This window comes from Yoonia vestfoldensis SKA53 (genome assembly GCF_000152785.1).
Taxonomy (GTDB): domain Bacteria; phylum Pseudomonadota; class Alphaproteobacteria; order Rhodobacterales; family Rhodobacteraceae; genus Yoonia; species Yoonia vestfoldensis_A.
In genome coordinates, this window is the sequence record NZ_CH672414.1 from 1,765,128 (window position 1) to 1,781,540 (window position 16,413).

Annotated in this window: 13 protein-coding genes; 9 read left to right on the forward strand and 4 right to left on the reverse strand. The window is 60.9% G+C overall.

Annotated elements, in window-relative coordinates; genetic code table 11:
- Window position 1: 1 nt before the first annotated feature.
- Window positions 2-1,321 (reverse strand): glutamate--tRNA ligase, encoded by a 1,320-nt coding sequence (gene gltX, locus SKA53_RS08655; protein ID WP_007205747.1) that lies wholly within the window; start codon window positions 1,319-1,321, stop codon window positions 2-4.
- Window positions 1,322-1,462: 141 nt separating this feature from the next.
- Here gltX and SKA53_RS08660 point away from each other — a divergent pair, with 141 nt between their 5' ends.
- The gene (locus SKA53_RS08660) at window positions 1,463-2,374 is read left to right on the forward strand and encodes an MBL fold metallo-hydrolase (RefSeq protein WP_007205748.1); all 912 of its coding nucleotides are present in this window, start codon (window positions 1,463-1,465) and stop codon (window positions 2,372-2,374) included.
- Here SKA53_RS08660 and SKA53_RS08665 read toward each other — a convergent pair whose 3' ends face one another.
- The gene (locus SKA53_RS08665) at window positions 2,375-4,036 is read right to left on the reverse strand and encodes an NAD+ synthase (protein ID WP_007205749.1); all 1,662 of its coding nucleotides are present in this window, start codon (window positions 4,034-4,036) and stop codon (window positions 2,375-2,377) included.
- Window positions 4,037-4,185: 149 nt separating this feature from the next.
- Here SKA53_RS08665 and SKA53_RS08670 point away from each other — a divergent pair, with 149 nt between their 5' ends.
- Window positions 4,186-5,595: an MORN repeat-containing protein gene (locus SKA53_RS08670; protein WP_007205750.1), complete on the forward strand. Its 1,410-nt coding sequence runs from the start codon at window positions 4,186-4,188 to the stop codon at window positions 5,593-5,595.
- 11 nt (window positions 5,596-5,606) lie between these two features.
- Here SKA53_RS08670 and SKA53_RS08675 read toward each other — a convergent pair whose 3' ends face one another.
- On the reverse strand, window positions 5,607-7,130 hold the full coding sequence (locus SKA53_RS08675) for a cryptochrome/photolyase family protein (RefSeq protein ID WP_007205751.1): 1,524 nt from the start codon (window positions 7,128-7,130) through the stop codon (window positions 5,607-5,609).
- A complete protein-coding gene (locus SKA53_RS08680; RefSeq protein WP_007205752.1) occupies window positions 7,127-7,792 on the reverse strand; it encodes an SDR family NAD(P)-dependent oxidoreductase in 666 nt (221 codons plus the stop codon). Before SKA53_RS08680 ends, SKA53_RS08675 begins: the two co-directional genes overlap by 4 nt.
- 242 nt (window positions 7,793-8,034) lie before the next feature.
- Here SKA53_RS08680 and SKA53_RS08685 point away from each other — a divergent pair, with 242 nt between their 5' ends.
- The 7 genes from SKA53_RS08685 (at window position 8,035) to SKA53_RS08715 (ending at window position 16,401) form a co-directional block, all read left to right on the forward strand.
- Window positions 8,035-9,591 (forward strand): 2-isopropylmalate synthase, encoded by a 1,557-nt coding sequence (locus SKA53_RS08685; protein ID WP_007205753.1) that lies wholly within the window; start codon window positions 8,035-8,037, stop codon window positions 9,589-9,591.
- Window positions 9,592-9,878: 287 nt separating this feature from the next.
- On the forward strand, window positions 9,879-10,916 hold the full coding sequence (locus SKA53_RS08690; protein ID WP_007205754.1) for a rod shape-determining protein: 1,038 nt from the start codon (window positions 9,879-9,881) through the stop codon (window positions 10,914-10,916).
- 24 nt (window positions 10,917-10,940) lie between these two features.
- Entirely contained in the window at window positions 10,941-11,864 is a 924-nt protein-coding gene (gene mreC / locus SKA53_RS08695) for a rod shape-determining protein MreC (RefSeq protein WP_007205755.1), read from the forward strand.
- Complete coding sequence (locus tag SKA53_RS08700) at window positions 11,857-12,396, forward strand: hypothetical protein (RefSeq protein WP_007205756.1); 540 nt, start codon at window positions 11,857-11,859, stop codon at window positions 12,394-12,396. The genes mreC and SKA53_RS08700 overlap by 8 nt, the downstream gene beginning before the upstream one ends.
- Complete coding sequence (gene mrdA, locus SKA53_RS08705) at window positions 12,393-14,333, forward strand: penicillin-binding protein 2 (protein ID WP_007205757.1); 1,941 nt, start codon at window positions 12,393-12,395, stop codon at window positions 14,331-14,333. Before SKA53_RS08700 ends, mrdA begins: the two co-directional genes overlap by 4 nt.
- Window positions 14,330-15,469, forward strand: coding sequence for a rod shape-determining protein RodA (gene rodA, locus SKA53_RS08710; protein WP_007205758.1), 1,140 nt, complete (start codon window positions 14,330-14,332; stop codon window positions 15,467-15,469). Before mrdA ends, rodA begins: the two co-directional genes overlap by 4 nt.
- Window positions 15,469-16,401, forward strand: coding sequence for a 2-hydroxyacid dehydrogenase (locus SKA53_RS08715; RefSeq protein ID WP_007205759.1), 933 nt, complete (start codon window positions 15,469-15,471; stop codon window positions 16,399-16,401). The genes rodA and SKA53_RS08715 overlap by 1 nt, the downstream gene beginning before the upstream one ends.
- Window positions 16,402-16,413: the final 12 nt, after the last annotated feature.

The window sequence follows — 16,413 nt, forward strand, 5'->3', positions numbered from 1 at the left end:
GTCAAAGCTTGGGCTTAACCTGCAACAGAGGCATGACGTCGGCCATTTCGGGGCCGCGTTCAAGCCCTGTGACGGCCTTGCGCAGCGGCATGAACAGGCCCTTGCCCTTGCGGCCAGTCTCGTCCTTGACGAGCGTGGTCCAGTTTGACCATGTATCTGCCGTGTAGGGCGGGCTATCGAGCAGGAACAATGCCTTGGCGATAAATTCGCGGTCTTCGTCATCGACCAGCGGTGTCGCCCCGTCGCGCAACATTGCCCACCAGCCGGCCACATCGTCCAGCGTGGCGATATTGTCGCGCACCAGCGTCCAGAAAGGCACCCGCAGGTCGGTTGGCACACCAGCCGATGTCAGCACATCGGCCACGTCCTGCGCCGACAGCGTGGCCAGATAGCGCGCGGTAAGCGGGCCAAGATCCTCGGCGTCGAACTTCGTCGGGGCCGACCCGAATTTCGACAGATCGAACCCGGCCACAACCTCGGTCACATCTGCGCGCAATTCCACAGGATCAGCGGACCCCAGCCGCGCCATCAGCGACAAGATCGCCTGTGGTGCGATGCCTTGGGCGCGCAGGTCGCGCAGCGACAGCGTGCCAAGGCGTTTTGACAGCGCCTCGCCCTTGGGACCGGTCAGCAGGGAATGATGCGCAAAGCGGGGTACGGTGCCGCCCAGCGCCTGAATGATCTGGATCTGGGTTGCGGTATTGGTCACATGGTCCGATCCGCGCACGATATCGGTGATGCCCATTTCCACATCGTCTACAACGGAGGCGAGTGTGTAAAGGATCTGCCCGTCATTCTTGAACAGGACCGGATCACTGACCGAGGCCGCGTCGATCGAGATGTCCCCAATGATCCCGTCTGGCCAGTCGATCCGCTGCTGGTCCAGTTTGAACCGCCAATGCGACCCACGCTCGGCGCGCAATGCGTTCTTTTCATCCTCGGTCAGGGCCAGCGCTGCACGGTCATAGACCGGCGGCTTGCCCATGTTGAGCTGCTTCTTGCGCTTGAGGTCGAGTTCCACCGGCGTTTCGAAACATTCGTACAACCGGCCCATGTCGATCAGCCGCTGCTTGGCCTCGGCGTAGCGGTCCATGCGGCGCGACTGGTATTCCATCCGGTCCCATGTCAGGCCAAGCCATGTCAGATCGGCCTTGATGCCTTCGACATATTCATCCTTGGACCGTTCGGGATCGGTGTCGTCGATCCGCAAAACGAAAGTGCCGCCGTTCTGCCTTGCAATCGCATAGTTGAACAAAGCCGCGCGCAGGTTTCCGATATGCAGCCAGCCGGTGGGGGATGGGGCGAATCTTGTCGTGGTCATGCGATATACTCCTATTGCGGCACGCTTTGTCATGTTGGGGGCGTTTTGTCCATGCAAGGCACAGCGATCACAAAAGCGTTGGTTGCCAGACAGACAGCGCGAGCTACGTCTGCTGAAACCAATTTAAGGAAGGATTTCGTCATGCTGATTTCCCGTCGTCAGGCCCTGCTGTCAGGGGCTGCCCTGCCATTGGCTGCGGCTGCCCCGTCGCTGGTGCAGGCACAGGCCGCCACCGCCAGCCTGCCCACGCACCGCGATTTTACGCTGGGCGATTTCCGGGTGACCACCCTGTTGTCCGGCAGCCGCCGTGTCGAAAACCCGCAAGGCATTTTTGGCATGAACGTTGATGCCGATACCTTTGCCGCCGTCAGCGCCGAAAACTTCATTCCAACCGATGCCGCGCAGTTCTTTTTCACGCCCACCGTGCTGGACACCGGATCAGAGGTCATCCTGTTCGACACCGGCAACGATGCCGCCGGAATCACCGCCGCACTGGCCGGTGCCGGTTACACAACCGACCAGATCACCCATGTTGTCCTGACCCATATGCATGGCGACCATATCGGCGGTCTGACCGATGAAAGCGGCGCGGAAACATTCGCCAATGCCGCCTATGTCACGGGTCAGGTGGAATACGACCATTGGGCCGGTGCCGAAAACGAAGGGTTCAATGCCAAGGTTCGCCCGCTGGCCGAAAAGATGTCGTTTCTTGAGGATGGTGACGCCGTGCGCGGCGGCGTGACCGCAATGGCCGCCTTTGGCCATACGCCCGGCCATATGGGGTACATGCTGGAAAGCGGCGGATCACAGCTGTTCTTGATGGCAGATACCGCCAACCACTATGTCTGGTCGCTGGCCTATCCCGATTGGGAAGTCCGCTTTGATATGGACAAACAATCCGCCGCTGCGACCCGCCGTCGTGTGATGGGGATGGCCGCTGCCGACCGGATCCCACTGATCGGCTATCACATGCCGTTCCCGGGCCTTGGCTTTATCGACACCCGCGCGGATGACACGTTCCATTTCGTGCCGCATTCCTATCAGCTGATCTGATCAGCTAGGATCGCGCCAGCGGTTGACGATCGGATACCGCCGGTCCAGCCAGAAGGCGCGATCCGACAACCGCACGCCGGGGGCCGCCTGAAAGCGTTTGTATTCGCTGATATAGACCAGATGTTCGATCTTTTTGACGGTGGCGCGGTCATAACCCGCCGCGACGCAATCAGCGACCGAGGCGTCACCGTCCACCAGCATGGCCAAAATACCATCCAGCACGTCATAAGGCGGCAGGCTGTCGTCGTCGCGCTGGTCGGGGCGCAGTTCGGCTGATGGTGGCTTGTCGATGATCGCGGGCGGGATCACCTGCCCCGCCGGCCCCTGCATCCAGTCGCGGTGATGGGCGTTGCGCCAGCGGCAGATGTCAAAAACACGGGTTTTATACATGTCTTTGATCGGGTTATAGCCGCCGGCCATATCGCCATAGATCGTGGCATAGCCCACCGCGACCTCGGATTTGTTGCCGGTGGTCAGCAGCATTTCACCAAACTTGTTGGATTGCGCCATCAACAGCAGGCCACGGATGCGGGACTGGATGTTTTCCTCGGTCAGATCGGCAGGCATGTCGCCAAACAGCGGCGCGAGCGCCTCGGTCACGGCGGCGCGCGGGCCTGCTATGCTGACGGTGTCATAGCGACAGCCCAGCGCGCGCGCGGCAGCGGCGGCATCATCCAGCGACGCCTGCGACGTATATTCCGACGGCAGCATGACGCAGCGCACCTGATCCGCCCCCAGCGCATCAACGGCGATGGCGGCGACGATGGCGGAATCAATCCCGCCTGACAGGCCCAACAGGACCTTGCCGAAACCGGTCTTGCGCAGGTAATCGCGCAACGCCTCGACCATAGCGCGGTAATCTTGTTCCAGATCGTCAGGCAACAGCGCCTTGGGACCATCAAGCGTGACCCAACCTTGATCGGTTTCCTGAAAATCCACATGTGTGATCGCCGCGTCAAAGACGGGCAATTGCACGGCCAGCTTGCCACCACGGTTCAGCACGAACGACCCACCGTCGAACATCTGATCATCCTGCCCACCGATCATATTCAGATAGACCAGCGGCACATCGTTTTCCACGACGCGCGCAATCATCGTTTGCAACCGGATCGGGAACTTGTCACGGAAATAGGGCGATCCGTTCGGCACAACGAGTATCTGCGCCCCGCTTTCGACCATGGTTTCGCAGACATCGGGGGACCAGGCATCCTCGCAGATCGGCGTGCCGATGCGCGGACCACCCGCCAGCGTGACCGGGCCAGAGATAGCGGCGCTATTGAACAGACGCACTTCGTCGAAGACGTTGAAATTAGGCAGGAAATGTTTGCGAAACCGCGCCGTGATCTTGCCCCCGGCCAGATAGACGTAACAATTATAAAGATTGTCATCCTCGACCATCGGCAGGCCGATCCCCAGCACTGGCCCATCCGCGCAGGCCCGCGCCAAAGCATCAAGCCGGCTCGCGGCATCGGCGACAAAAGCCGGTTTGCGCACCAGATCCTGCGTCTGATAGCCTGTCAGAAACATTTCCGGCAGCACCACCAGATCGGCGCCCGCCGCCTTGCCTTCCGCCCATGCCTGCGCCGCCAGCGCCGCATTGCCCGCCAGATCGCCCAATGTGGGATTAAGCTGTGCCATGGTCAGGCGAAAGATGCGTGTCATAGTTTTGTCCCAATATGCTGAAACTGATGTAGCAGAACCGAGCGCGGGGGAAAGACCAATGGCGACATTCACCGCTGCTACCGTCTTGCACGTTGTCAGGTGGCAGTAGCTCTTTTAAGCTGTGCCAACCTTAGGGATCGGAGACGAGGATGAAGATGTTTGGTTTACCTCAGGGGATCGCCACGACCCTTTTGATTGCAGGGTTCGCTGCCAGCGCACAGGCGCAGGACATCCAGACAAAGCAATATGACGACGGTGGCGTTTACGAAGGCACCTTTGTCGATGGCCTGCAGGACGGTACCGGCACCTATCGGTTGCCAAATGGATATGAATATTCCGGCGATTGGGTTGCGGGCGAAATTCGTGGCCAGGGCATCGCGCGCTTTCCCAACGGATCGGTCTATGAAGGTAGCTTTGCTGCGGGTAAGCCCGAGGGCCAGGGCAAGATCACCTTTGCCGACGGCGGTACTTTTGAGGGTGACTGGGTCGATGGCACTATCACCGGCACCGGCGTGGCCGAATATGCCAATGGTGTCGTCTATCAAGGCGAATTCCGCAATGCGATGCATCATGGGATCGGTATCATGACCGGCCCTGGCGGCTATTCCTACGAAGGCGAATGGATCAACGGCATCAAGGAAGGCGAAGGCCGCATCACCTATCCCGATGGTGCGCTTTACCAAGGCAGCCTGCGCGCAGGTGAACGCGATGGCACTGGCACGCTGACCATGGCCGACGGTCTGGTCTATACCGGCGACTGGGTCGCAGGCCAGATCGAGGGGACCGGCACGCTGACCCAACCCAATGGCGATATCTACGAAGGTGCTTTGGTTGCTGGCCGCCGCGAAGGTCAGGGCCGCATCACCTATGCCAATGGCGACACCTATGAGGGCAGCTTCATGAGCGACCGGCGCGAAGGTGCAGGCACGTTCCAAGGTGCAGATGGTTACGTCTATACCGGTGAATGGGCGGCCGGTCAGATGTCCGGCATGGGCGAGGTCACCTATCCCGACGGGTCGGTCTATGTCGGCAGTTTTGCAAATGATCTGGCCGATGGCACCGGCAAAATCACTTATCCTGACGGGTCAACCTATGAAGGCACATGGGTCGCTGGCGTGATCAGTGGCAAGGGCATTGCGACCTATGCCAACGGTCTGGTCTATGACGGCGAATTCCTGAACGCCCAGAACCACGGCCAAGGCAAGATGACCTATGCCGACGGCTATATCTACGAAGGCGCATGGGCCGAAGGCCAGCGCAACGGCATTGGCCGCGCGACCTATGCCGATGGCACGATTTATGTCGGCGAGTTCGTCGATGGCCAGCGCAGCGGCCAAGGCGAAATCACCCTGCCCGACGGGTTCATCTATGCCGGTGCGTGGCAGGACGGTGAGATCAGCGGCTATGGCATCGCGACCTATGCCAATGGCGATGTCTACGAAGGCAATTTCCTGCGCGGCCGCCGCGAAGGTGACGGCACGATGCGCTATGCGACAGGGCAGCAAAGCACCGGTTTGTGGTCGGACGGGGCGTTTGTGTCGCAAACAGCGGGCGAGTGACCCAAGCGCATTTATACAGGCGCGCCCGCGTCCATCCGCGACAAGAAATCCGCCGCCTCTGACAGCACCTGATGACGGCGGGCAGGGTCCATCTTGTCCCATACGGCGTACATCTGGCCCATCCGCGGATTGCCTTTGAAACGGTCGCGGTGGCGGTCGAGGAAATGCCAGTAGAGCAGGTTGAACGGACAGGCATCCGCGCCGGTCTTGTCCTGCACGCGGTAGGCGCAGCTGCCGCAATAATCCGACATCTTGTGAATGTAATTGCCAGACGAGATATAGGGTTTCGATGCGATGATCCCGCCATCGGCAAACAGGCTCATCCCGATGACATTGGGCGCCTCGACCCATTCATAGGCATCGGCATAAACCGCCAGATACCATTCATGCACCGCTGCCGGGGCGATCCCCGCCAGCAGCGCAAAATTGCCGGTAACCATCAGGCGCTGGATATGGTGGGCATAGGCGTCGGTCTTGGTCTGGTCCACCGCCTTGGCGATGCAGTTCATCTTGGTGGGTGCACCCCAGTACATCGCGGGCAGCTGTCGGGTGTGGCCCAGCGCGTTGCGGCTGACATAATCCGGCCCTTCGCGGAAATAGATACCGCGCACATATTCGCGCCAACCAATGATCTGGCGGATGAACCCTTCGACCGCGTTCAGCGGTGCGTGGCCCGCGCGATAGGCCGCCTCTGCGGCCTGACAGACCTCCAGCGGGTCCAGCAGGCCTGCGTTCAGATATAACCCGACAATCCCGTGATACAGGAACTTGTGGTCGTTCAGCATTGCATCCTGATAATCGCCGAACTTGGGCAACCCGCCCTTGATCCAATGCGCGAGATGCTGGCGGGCCTGGCCTGTGTCGGTGGCAAACCAGAACGGGCGCAGATCGCCGAAATTGTTGCCAAAGCGGCGCGCGACCAGATCAAGCACCTCTTCGACCACCGCGTCGGGGGTGAACTGCAGCGGCCCTGCGTAATCCACGCTGTCGGGGGCCGGTTTGCGGTTGTCATGGTCGTAATTCCACTTGCCGCCCTCAGGCTGGTCGCCATCCATCAGAATGCCCGTCTTGCGGCGCATATCGCGGTAGAAATATTCCATCCGCAATTGTTTGCGCCCCTCGGCCCAAGCATCGAAATCCGCGTGAGACGCGATAAACCGGTCATCGGGCAATGAATGGGATTGCAGCGGCATATCCCCCAGCGCCGCGATCAGCCGCCATTCGCCAGGTTCAGTATAGACGACACCCGCCGCCTTATGTTCGCTGGAACGCCGGATCAACTCGCCCGTGATCGAGCCTGTGTTGTCGGGATCATCCAGCCGCGTATAGGCGACCTGCCAGCCATCCGCGCGCAGCCGGTCCGCGAATTTGCGCATCGCGGCGAAAAGAAACGCGATCTTCTTGGGGTGATGCGGGACATATGATGCCTCATCCGCAACCTCGGCCATGACCACGACATCGTTGGCCTTGTCGCATTTGCGCAGGGCCGACAGATTGGGCGACAGCTGGTCGCCCAGAACAAGAACCAGCCTCACCACGGCACCTCGGCACCGGCATAGTCGAAAAACCGCCCCGTCTGCGCCGGTGTCAGCCCGTCAATGACCGCCAGCAGATGCGCCGCCGCGTCGGGTGCGGGCATGGTCTTATGACGGCCCGCATAATTTGCGGTAAACGGCGTCTCCACCGTGCCGGGGTGCAGCGCCACGCAAGCGGCCTGTTTGTGCGACCGCCCCAATTCGATCGCGGCCCCGCGGATGATCTGGTTCAACGCGGCCTTGGACGCGCGATAGGCATGCCAGCCGCCGATCTGGTTGTCGCCGATGGACCCCACGCGGGCGGACAGGATGGCTGCCACGGCAGGCCCATCCTTGGCCAACAATCGCGGCATATGTCGCAGAACCAACGCAGGACCAATCGTGTTGACCGCCAGAACCTGCGCCATGCTCTGCGCGTCGATCGCCGATAGCGCCTTTTCCGGCCCACTGCCCTGTGGCGCCAGAATACCGACCGCCACAAAGACCAGATCAAACGGGCCGTGCAGCGCACCCAGGTGCCGGTCAACGGATGAAGGATCGGTCACGTCAAACCCGTCAGCACGGCGCGACAGACGCGTCACCGCGACACCGCAACGTTCCAGTTCCAGCGCCACGGCCGCGCCGATGCCGCCAGAGGCGCCGATGATCAATGCATTTTTCATACTGATCAGGATAGGACGCCCGCCATGCGCGACCAGCCCCCATCCTCGCTTTGTTCCAAATACTCACTTTATCGGCTTTTCAACAGGCACAGGATTTGTATAGTCCCCCTATGATCACCATGGCACAGACATCCGGCACTGTCCCCGCCCTGCTACTTCTTAGCAGCGCCTGAGCGTGCCTGTCGGCGCGACCGCTCGGATGGGACAGCGCCGATACTGCCAAAGATCAAAGGAATAGTGACATGACCAAAGACAAAGTGTTGATTTTCGACACGACCCTGCGCGACGGCGAACAAAGCCCGGGTGCAACGATGACCCATGCAGAAAAGCTGGAAATCGCGGAATTGCTGGACGATATGGGCGTCGATATCATCGAAGCGGGGTTTCCCATCGCTTCGGAGGGTGATTTCAACGCGGTCAGCGAGATCGCCAAGCGTGCCAAACGCGCCACGATCTGCGGGCTGGCGCGCGCGAATTACAAAGACATCGACCGCTGCTGGGAGGCTGTGAAACACGCGTCATCCCCGCGCATCCATACATTCATCGGCACCTCGCCGCTGCACCGCGCGATCCCGAACCTCGATATGGACCAGATGGCCGAACGGATCCACGACACCGTGACCCATGCGCGCAACCTGTGCGACAACGTGCAATGGTCGCCGATGGATGCAACGCGCACCGAATGGGATTACCTGTGCCGTGTGGTTGAAATCGCGATCAAGGCGGGGGCAAGCACGATCAACATCCCCGACACCGTGGGCTATACCGCGCCGGCGGAAAGTGCGGACCTGATCAAGCGGCTGATCGCCACGGTCCCTGGTGCTGACAGCGTGATCTTTGCCACCCATTGCCACAACGACCTTGGCATGGCGACGGCCAATTCGCTGGCCGCCGTGATCGGCGGCGCGCGCCAGATCGAATGCACGATCAACGGCCTGGGCGAACGCGCGGGCAATACCGCATTGGAAGAGGTCGTGATGGCCTTGAAAATCCGTGGCGACATCATGCCATTTGAAACCGGCATCGACACACGCAAGATCATGAACATCTCGCGCCGGGTCGCGACCGTGTCGGGTTTTGCCGTGCAGTTCAACAAGGCGATCGTCGGCAAGAACGCCTTTGCCCATGAAAGTGGCATCCATCAGGACGGGATGCTGAAAAACGCCGAAACGTTCGAGATCATGCGCCCAGAGGATGTGGGCCTGTCTGGCACCAGCCTGCCCTTGGGCAAACATTCGGGCCGCGCCGCGCTGCGCGCCAAGCTGGCGGAACTGGGGTTCGATCTGGCGGATAACCAGCTGAACGATGTGTTCGTGCGGTTCAAGGATCTGGCCGACCGTAAGAAAGAAGTCTTTGACGACGACCTGATGGCGCTGGTCTATCAAAACGACAGCGGCGAGGACCGGATCAAGTTGAAATCCCTGCGCGTCATCTGTGGCACCGAAGGGCCGCAGCAGGCGGATATGGTGCTCGATATCGACGGCACCGATGTCAAGACATCGGCCACGGGCGACGGCCCTGTCGATGCGACATTCAACGCGGTCAAGGCATTGTTCCCGCATGGTGCGCGGTTGCAATTGTATCAGGTGCAGGCCGTCACCGAAGGCACCGATGCGCAGGCGACCGTGATGGTGCGGTTGGACGAGGACGGGCGCATCGCAACCGGCCAGTCCGCCGATACCGATACGGTCGTGGCCAGCGCCAAAGCCTATATCAATGCGCTGAACCGGCTGCTGGTGCGGCGCGCGCATTCGCAACCCGGCTATGACACCAAGGGTGTCAGCTACAAAGACAGCTAGGCCAGACGACTCGGATGAACGGCACAGGCGGCCCCCACAAAGGGGCCGCCTGTTGCGTTTAATGGGACGAAAGCAGGGTACAGCCAGCAGGTATGTTGCAATATTATTATTAAAGACATTCTTTATGTCCATTTTATCTAAATAATATTGCATTAGTACAACTAGCGCCTTGCCGCCGTCATCGCAGAAACGGGGGCTTCTATCCCTGCGCGGCAGTCTTTATAACCTATTCAACCGGGCGCAGCGGGACGGCGCGGGAGAGTGATTTTGAATAGGAAGGCCACAGCATGTTTGGCTTCGGTGGGATTTTTTCCTCGGACATGGCAATCGACTTGGGCACAGCCAACACGCTGGTCTATGTCAGGGGCAAGGGGATCGTTCTGTCGGAACCATCGGTCGTGGCCTATCAGGTCAAGAACGGCGTGCGCAAAGTACTAGCCGTGGGCGAAGACGCGAAACTGATGCTGGGCCGCACCCCCGGCAGCATCGAGGCGATCCGCCCGATGCGTGACGGAGTGATCGCGGATTTTGACACCGCCGAGGAAATGATCAAGCATTTCATCCGCAAGGTCCACAAACGGTCCACCTTTCGCAAACCTAAGGTCATTGTCTGCGTCCCACATGGGGCGACACCTGTCGAAAAACGCGCGATCCGGCAGTCGGTTCTGTCGGCAGGCGCGCGCCGCGCAGGGCTGATCGCCGAACCGATCGCGGCGGCAATTGGCGCGGGGATGCCGATCACGGACCCCACTGGCAACATGGTCGTCGATATCGGCGGCGGGACAACCGAAGTGGCTGTGCTGTCTTTGGGTGACATCGTCTATGCACGCTCGGTGCGCGTCGGTGGAGACCGGATGGACGAGGCGATCATCAACTACCTGCGCCGCCAGCACAACCTGCTGATCGGGGAATCCACCGCCGAACGGATCAAGACCAGCATTGGCACCGCGCGGATGCCTGACGATGGCCGTGGCCAGTCGATGCTGATCCGCGGGCGCGACTTGCTGAACGGCGTGCCAAAAGAAACCGAGATTAATCAGGCGCAGGTGGCCGAGGCTTTGGCCGAACCTGTCCAGCAGATCTGCGAAGCGGTGATGACCGCGCTCGAAGCGACGCCACCCGATCTGGCAGCCGATATTGTTGATCGCGGCGTGATGCTGACGGGGGGTGGGGCGCTGCTGGGCCAACTGGATCTGGCACTACGCGAACAAACCGGCCTTGCGATTTCGGTCGCGGACGAATCGTTGAATTGCGTGGCGCTCGGGACTGGCCGCGCTCTCGAATATGAAAAACAACTGCGGCATGTGATCGACTACGACAGCTAACTCCGGCCTAAGGACATCCGCCCCTTGGCACGCGACAATTCCAGTGAGACCTATATCACCCCCATCCGCAACCTGCTGGTGGGGGTGTTGGTCTTGGCGCTACTGGTTATCTTTGCGGTCTGGCGGATAGATAGCCCGCGCGTTGAACGGTTGCGGATGGCCGTGATCGACCGCGTGGTGCCATCGTTCGACTGGGTGATGGCTCCGATTAACGGCACCGCTAATCTGCTGGCCGATTTCCAAAGCTATCAGCGGCTGGCGGCCCAGAACCAGGATCTGCGCCGTGAATTGCAACAGATGAAAGCCTGGCGCGAGGCCGCGCTCCAACTGGAACAAGAGAACGCGAAACTTCTTGACCTGAACAACGTGCGGATCGACCCAAAGCTGACCTTTGTCACAGGGGTGGTGATGACCGACAGCGGGTCGCCGTTCCGGCAATCTGTCCTGCTGAATGTCGGCGCGCGCGACGGGATCATTGATGGCTGGCCCACCATGGACGGGATCGGGCTGGCGGGCCGGATCGCGGGTGTGGGCCGCCAGACAAGCCGCGTGCTGTTGTTGACCGATACATCCAGCCGGATACCAATCACGATCCTGCCGTCAGGGCAGCGTGCGATCCTTGCCGGCGACAGTACTTCCAACCCGATCATCGAGTTTCTGGAGGACCGCGCTGTCGTGCGTCCGGGCGACAGTGTTGTGTCATCAGGCGATGGCGGTGTCTTTCCAGCCGATCTTTTGGTCGGGCAAGTGGCGCTGGGCACCGACAACCGGCTACGGGTCCGGTTGGCGGTCGATTACCAGCGGCTGGAATTTCTGCGTGTCCTGCGCGCGCATCCGCATGAGGTGATCAACGATCCGGGCCGGCTTTTGACGCCGCTGCCAGAGATTTATGGCCCCTCCGCGCTCAGCCCCGCGGCACCGGCAACAGCCGAGGCCGCAGATGGCTGACATCGCAGAGCCGACAATCTGGGCGCGCCGGGCGGTGTTCGTGCTGCTGGCCTGCATCATCATAATCACACAGCTCGTGCCACTGAACCTTGAACCGGTGGTATGGGCGGCGCCTGACCTGCTGCTGGCGATGACCTGCGTCTGGGTCGCGCGCAAGCCGGGCTATGTCCCTGTCTATATCGTGGCGGCAGTGTTTTTCGCCACTGATCTGCTGTTCCAGCGCCCACCTGGGCTGTGGGCAGCGCTGGTTGTGCTGCTGACCGAGGCAATCCGCACCCGACACCGCGAATTGCGCAGTATGTCATTCGCGGCGGAATGGGCCTTTGTGACGCTTGGGCTGGTCACGATCACATTGGCGAACAGGATCGTGCTTGCTATTGTGATAATACCTTTGGCACCCTTGGGGCTGACGATGATGCAACTGGTTGGCACTGTGCTGATCTATCCGCTGGTGGTCTTTGTTGCCCGCTACCTGTTTGCTGTGGCCTATGCCGCCCCCGGCGACATGCGAAAGATTGGACAACGGACATGAGACGCCCGCCAAAGGACGTGATCCAAAGTACGCGCAGCATCGGGCGTCGCGCGCTGGTCGTGGGCGGGCTGCAACTGGGCGTGTTGAGCGCGATCGGCTTCCGGCTGCGCGACATGCAGGTCAAACAGGCCGATCAATACCGGATGCTGGCCGAGGAAAACCGCATCAGCATGCGCCTGCTGCCACCCGCGCGCGGCATGATCTTTGATCGCAACGGCATCGCCATCGCCGCCAATGAACAAAATTACCGCGTCGTCATGGTCCGCGAGGATGCAGGCGATATCGAACAGGTGCTGGCGCGGCTGACCGAGATCATCGACATCCCCCCCGACACCCTGACCCGCGCGATCGAGGAAATGCGCCGCCGCGCGCCTTTTGTGCCAGTGACGATCCTTGAACGTGTGTCTTGGGACGACGTGGCGCAGATCAATCTGAACACGCCTGTCCTGCCCGGTGTGCAGGCCGAGGTTGGCCTCAGCCGCTATTACCCGATGGGCGAGGATATGGCCCATGTCGTAGGCTATGTCGGTCCAGTCAGCGATTACGACCTTGACCAGATTGAAAACCCTGATCCGCTGTTGCAGATCCCGCGTTTCGAATACGGCAAGACGGGTGCTGAAAACAGGCTAGAAGCAGACCTGCGCGGCAAGGCCGGCACCCGCCGCATCGAAATCAGCGCCGCAGGCCGGATCATCCGCGAACTCGACCGGCAAGACGGCATCGCGGGCAAGGATCTGCAGCTGACCATCGACGCGCGGCTGCAATCTTATGTGCAGGCGCGGCTGGACGGCGAATCTGCCAGCGCCGTGGTGATCGACCTTGAAAACGGCGATCTGCGCGCGGTGGTGTCGTCGCCTTCGTTCGACCCCAACATGTTCGTGCGTGGCATTTCGGTGGCGGACTGGCAGGCGCTGATGGAAAACAAATATCGCCCGCTGGCAGCCAAGGCGGTCCAAGGCACCTATCCACCAGGCTCAACCTTCAAGATGGTCACGCTGCTGGCCGCAATGGAGGCGGGCGTCATCACCGCAGAGGATACCGTCTATTGTCCCGGCTACGCCGATGTGGGCGGCACCCGGTTCCACTGCTGGAAACGTGGTGGTCATGGCAACATGAACCTGCATGAATCCGTGAAACAAAGCTGTGACGTCTATTACTACGACATCGCCCAGCGCGTGGGCATTGAAAAGATGGCCGAAATGGCGCGCAAGCTGGGACTTGGCCTGCGCCACGACCTGCCCTTGTCGGCGGTGGCGACGGGCATTGCGCCCGACCGCGACTGGAAATCCTCGGTGCGCGGCGAAACATGGCGGATCGGGGATACGGTCAACGCGTCCATCGGGCAGGGCTATGTGCTGACATCGCCCATACAACTGGCCGTGATGACCGCTCGGCTTGCCACCGGCAATGAGATCACGCCGCGCCTGCTCCGGCTGATTGACGGGGTGGAACAGCCCAGCGGGATCGGGCCAAGCCTTGGGTTGAACGAAAACACCCTGCGCCGCGTGCGCGCATCGCTGGACGCGGTTTGCAATCACAACCGCGGCACCGCTTATGGGTCACGCATCCTGACCGAGGGGCGCAAGATGGCGGGCAAAACCGGCACCAGTCAAGTCCGCCGCATCACCCCCGAAGAACGCGCAGCAGGCGTGATCCGCAACGAGGACTTGCCCTGGGAACGCCGCGACCACGCCTTGTTCGTGGGCTATGCTCCGCTGGAAAATCCGCGCTATGCGGTATCGGTCGTGGTCGAACATGGTGGCGGCGGATCCGCGGCGGCGGCCCCTGTGGCGCGCGATATCTTGTTGCAGGCCCAATATGGCGGCCCGCCACCATTGGACGCCTATCCTGCCAACCTGCGCGACCAGATCGCCGCACAACAACGCCGCATCGCAGACCGAATCCCGGCAGGCACCCGCAGTCAGGGCCGCGCATGAGCTATCTGGAGTATAACACCAAGTCGGTACCTGTCGGGCTGCGCAAGTTGCTGTATCTTAACTGGCCGCTGATCCTGCTTTTGATCGCGGTCGCCTGTGCCGGTTTCTTGATGCTGTATTCTGTCGGCGGTGGGTCGTTCACCCCTTGGGTCGAACCGCAGATGAAACGGTTCGCCCTTGGGCTGGCGGTCATGATCGCAGTTGCGATGGTCCCGATTTGGTTTTGGCGAAACATGTCATTCGTGGCCTTCGGCGGGTCTGTGCTGTTGTTGGTCGGGGTTGAATTCTTCGGAGACGTGCGGATGGGTGCCCAACGCTGGATCGACTTGGGGTTCATGCGGCTGCAACCCTCTGAATTGACCAAGATCACGCTGGTCATGTTTCTGGCGGCTTATTACGATTGGCTGCCGTTTGAGCGCAAATCACATCCGGTTTGGGTGATGGTGCCAGTGGTCGTGATTCTGGTGCCAGTGGCGCTGGTGCTGCAACAGCCAGACCTTGGCACGGCCTTGCTGCTTTTGATGGGCGGCGGGGCGATCATGTTCTTTGCGGGCGTACATTGGGCCTATTTCGCCACCGTCGTTGCCGCCGGGATAAGCATGATCATCGCCGTCTTCCAAAGCCGCGGTACAGGCTGGCAGATCCTGCAAGAGTATCAGTACAGCCGCATCGACACATTCCTCGACCCGGCCAATGATCCTCTGGGGGCAGGCTACAATATCACGCAGGCCAAGATCGCGCTTGGCTCTGGCGGCTGGACCGGGCGCGGGTTCATGCAAGGCACCCAGTCACAGCTGAACTTTCTGCCTGAAAAGCATACTGATTTCATCTTTACCACGCTGGCCGAGGAATTCGGCTTTGTCGGTGCAATTACTCTTTTGGTGCTCTATATGTTGATCGTCGTGTTCTGCATCGCGTCTGCGCTGTCGAACAAGGATCGTTTCGGGGCTTTGCTGACACTGGGGATTGCACTGACATTCTTTTTGTTCTTCGCGGTGAACATGGCGATGGTCACAGGATTAACCCCCGTGGTCGGAGTGCCATTGCCGCTGGTCAGCTATGGCGGGTCGGCGATGCTGGTGCTCATGGGCGCCTTCGGACTGGTGCAAAGCGCCCATGTCCACAGGCCGCGCTGATGCTGAGGGTTCTGTTTTCCGCCAAGCCTCAGGCATGGGACGAGTACGAAGCGCCCCTGTCGGATGCTTTTGCCAAGGCTGGGCTGACTGTCGAGCTGTCGCGCAATCACACCCCGGCACAAACCGATTACATCGTTTTTGCACCCAATGGTCCGGTCCGCGACTTTGCCCCCTATGTCAACACCAAGGCCGTGCTGAGCCTATGGGCCGGGGTCGAGACGGTCGTGGACAACCCCACCCTGACCCAGCCATTGTGCCGTCTGGTCGATCCCGGCCTGACGCGCGGCATGGTGGAATGGGTCACCGGCCATGTGCTGCGCCATCATCTGGGGATGGATGCGCATATTCGGGGGCAGGACGGCATCTGGCGTGATGGGGTCAGCCCACCACTGGCCGCAGAACGCCCCGTGACGATCCTTGGCATCGGCGCGCTTGGGGCTGCCTGCGGGCAGGCGCTAGCGTATCTGGGATTTCCGGTGACAGGCTGGAGCAGGTCGCCCAAGGACGTGCCACATCTGCAGTGCCTGCATGGCGAAGACGGGCTGCAAGAGGCGCTGGCGGGGGCACAGATCGTCGTGCTGCTGTTGCCGCAGACAGCGCAGACGCAGAACATCCTGAGCGGGCACAGTCTGGCGCTGATGGCAAAAGGCGCCTGCGTGATCAACCCCGGTCGCGGCCCGCTGATCGATGACGAAGCCCTGTTGGCGGCGCTGGACAGCGGGCAGATCGCCCATGCCACGCTGGACGTGTTCCGCCGCGAACCGCTGCCCGCAGATCACCCGTTCTGGGCGCATCCGCGTGTCACCGTCACCCCCCATATCGCCGCCACCACGCGCCCCGACACCGCCGCAAAGATCATCGCCGAAAACGTCAGGCGAGGCGAGGCAGGTCTGCCGTTTCTGAACGTCGTCGACCGGCAATTGGGGTACTAATCTCGCATTCCT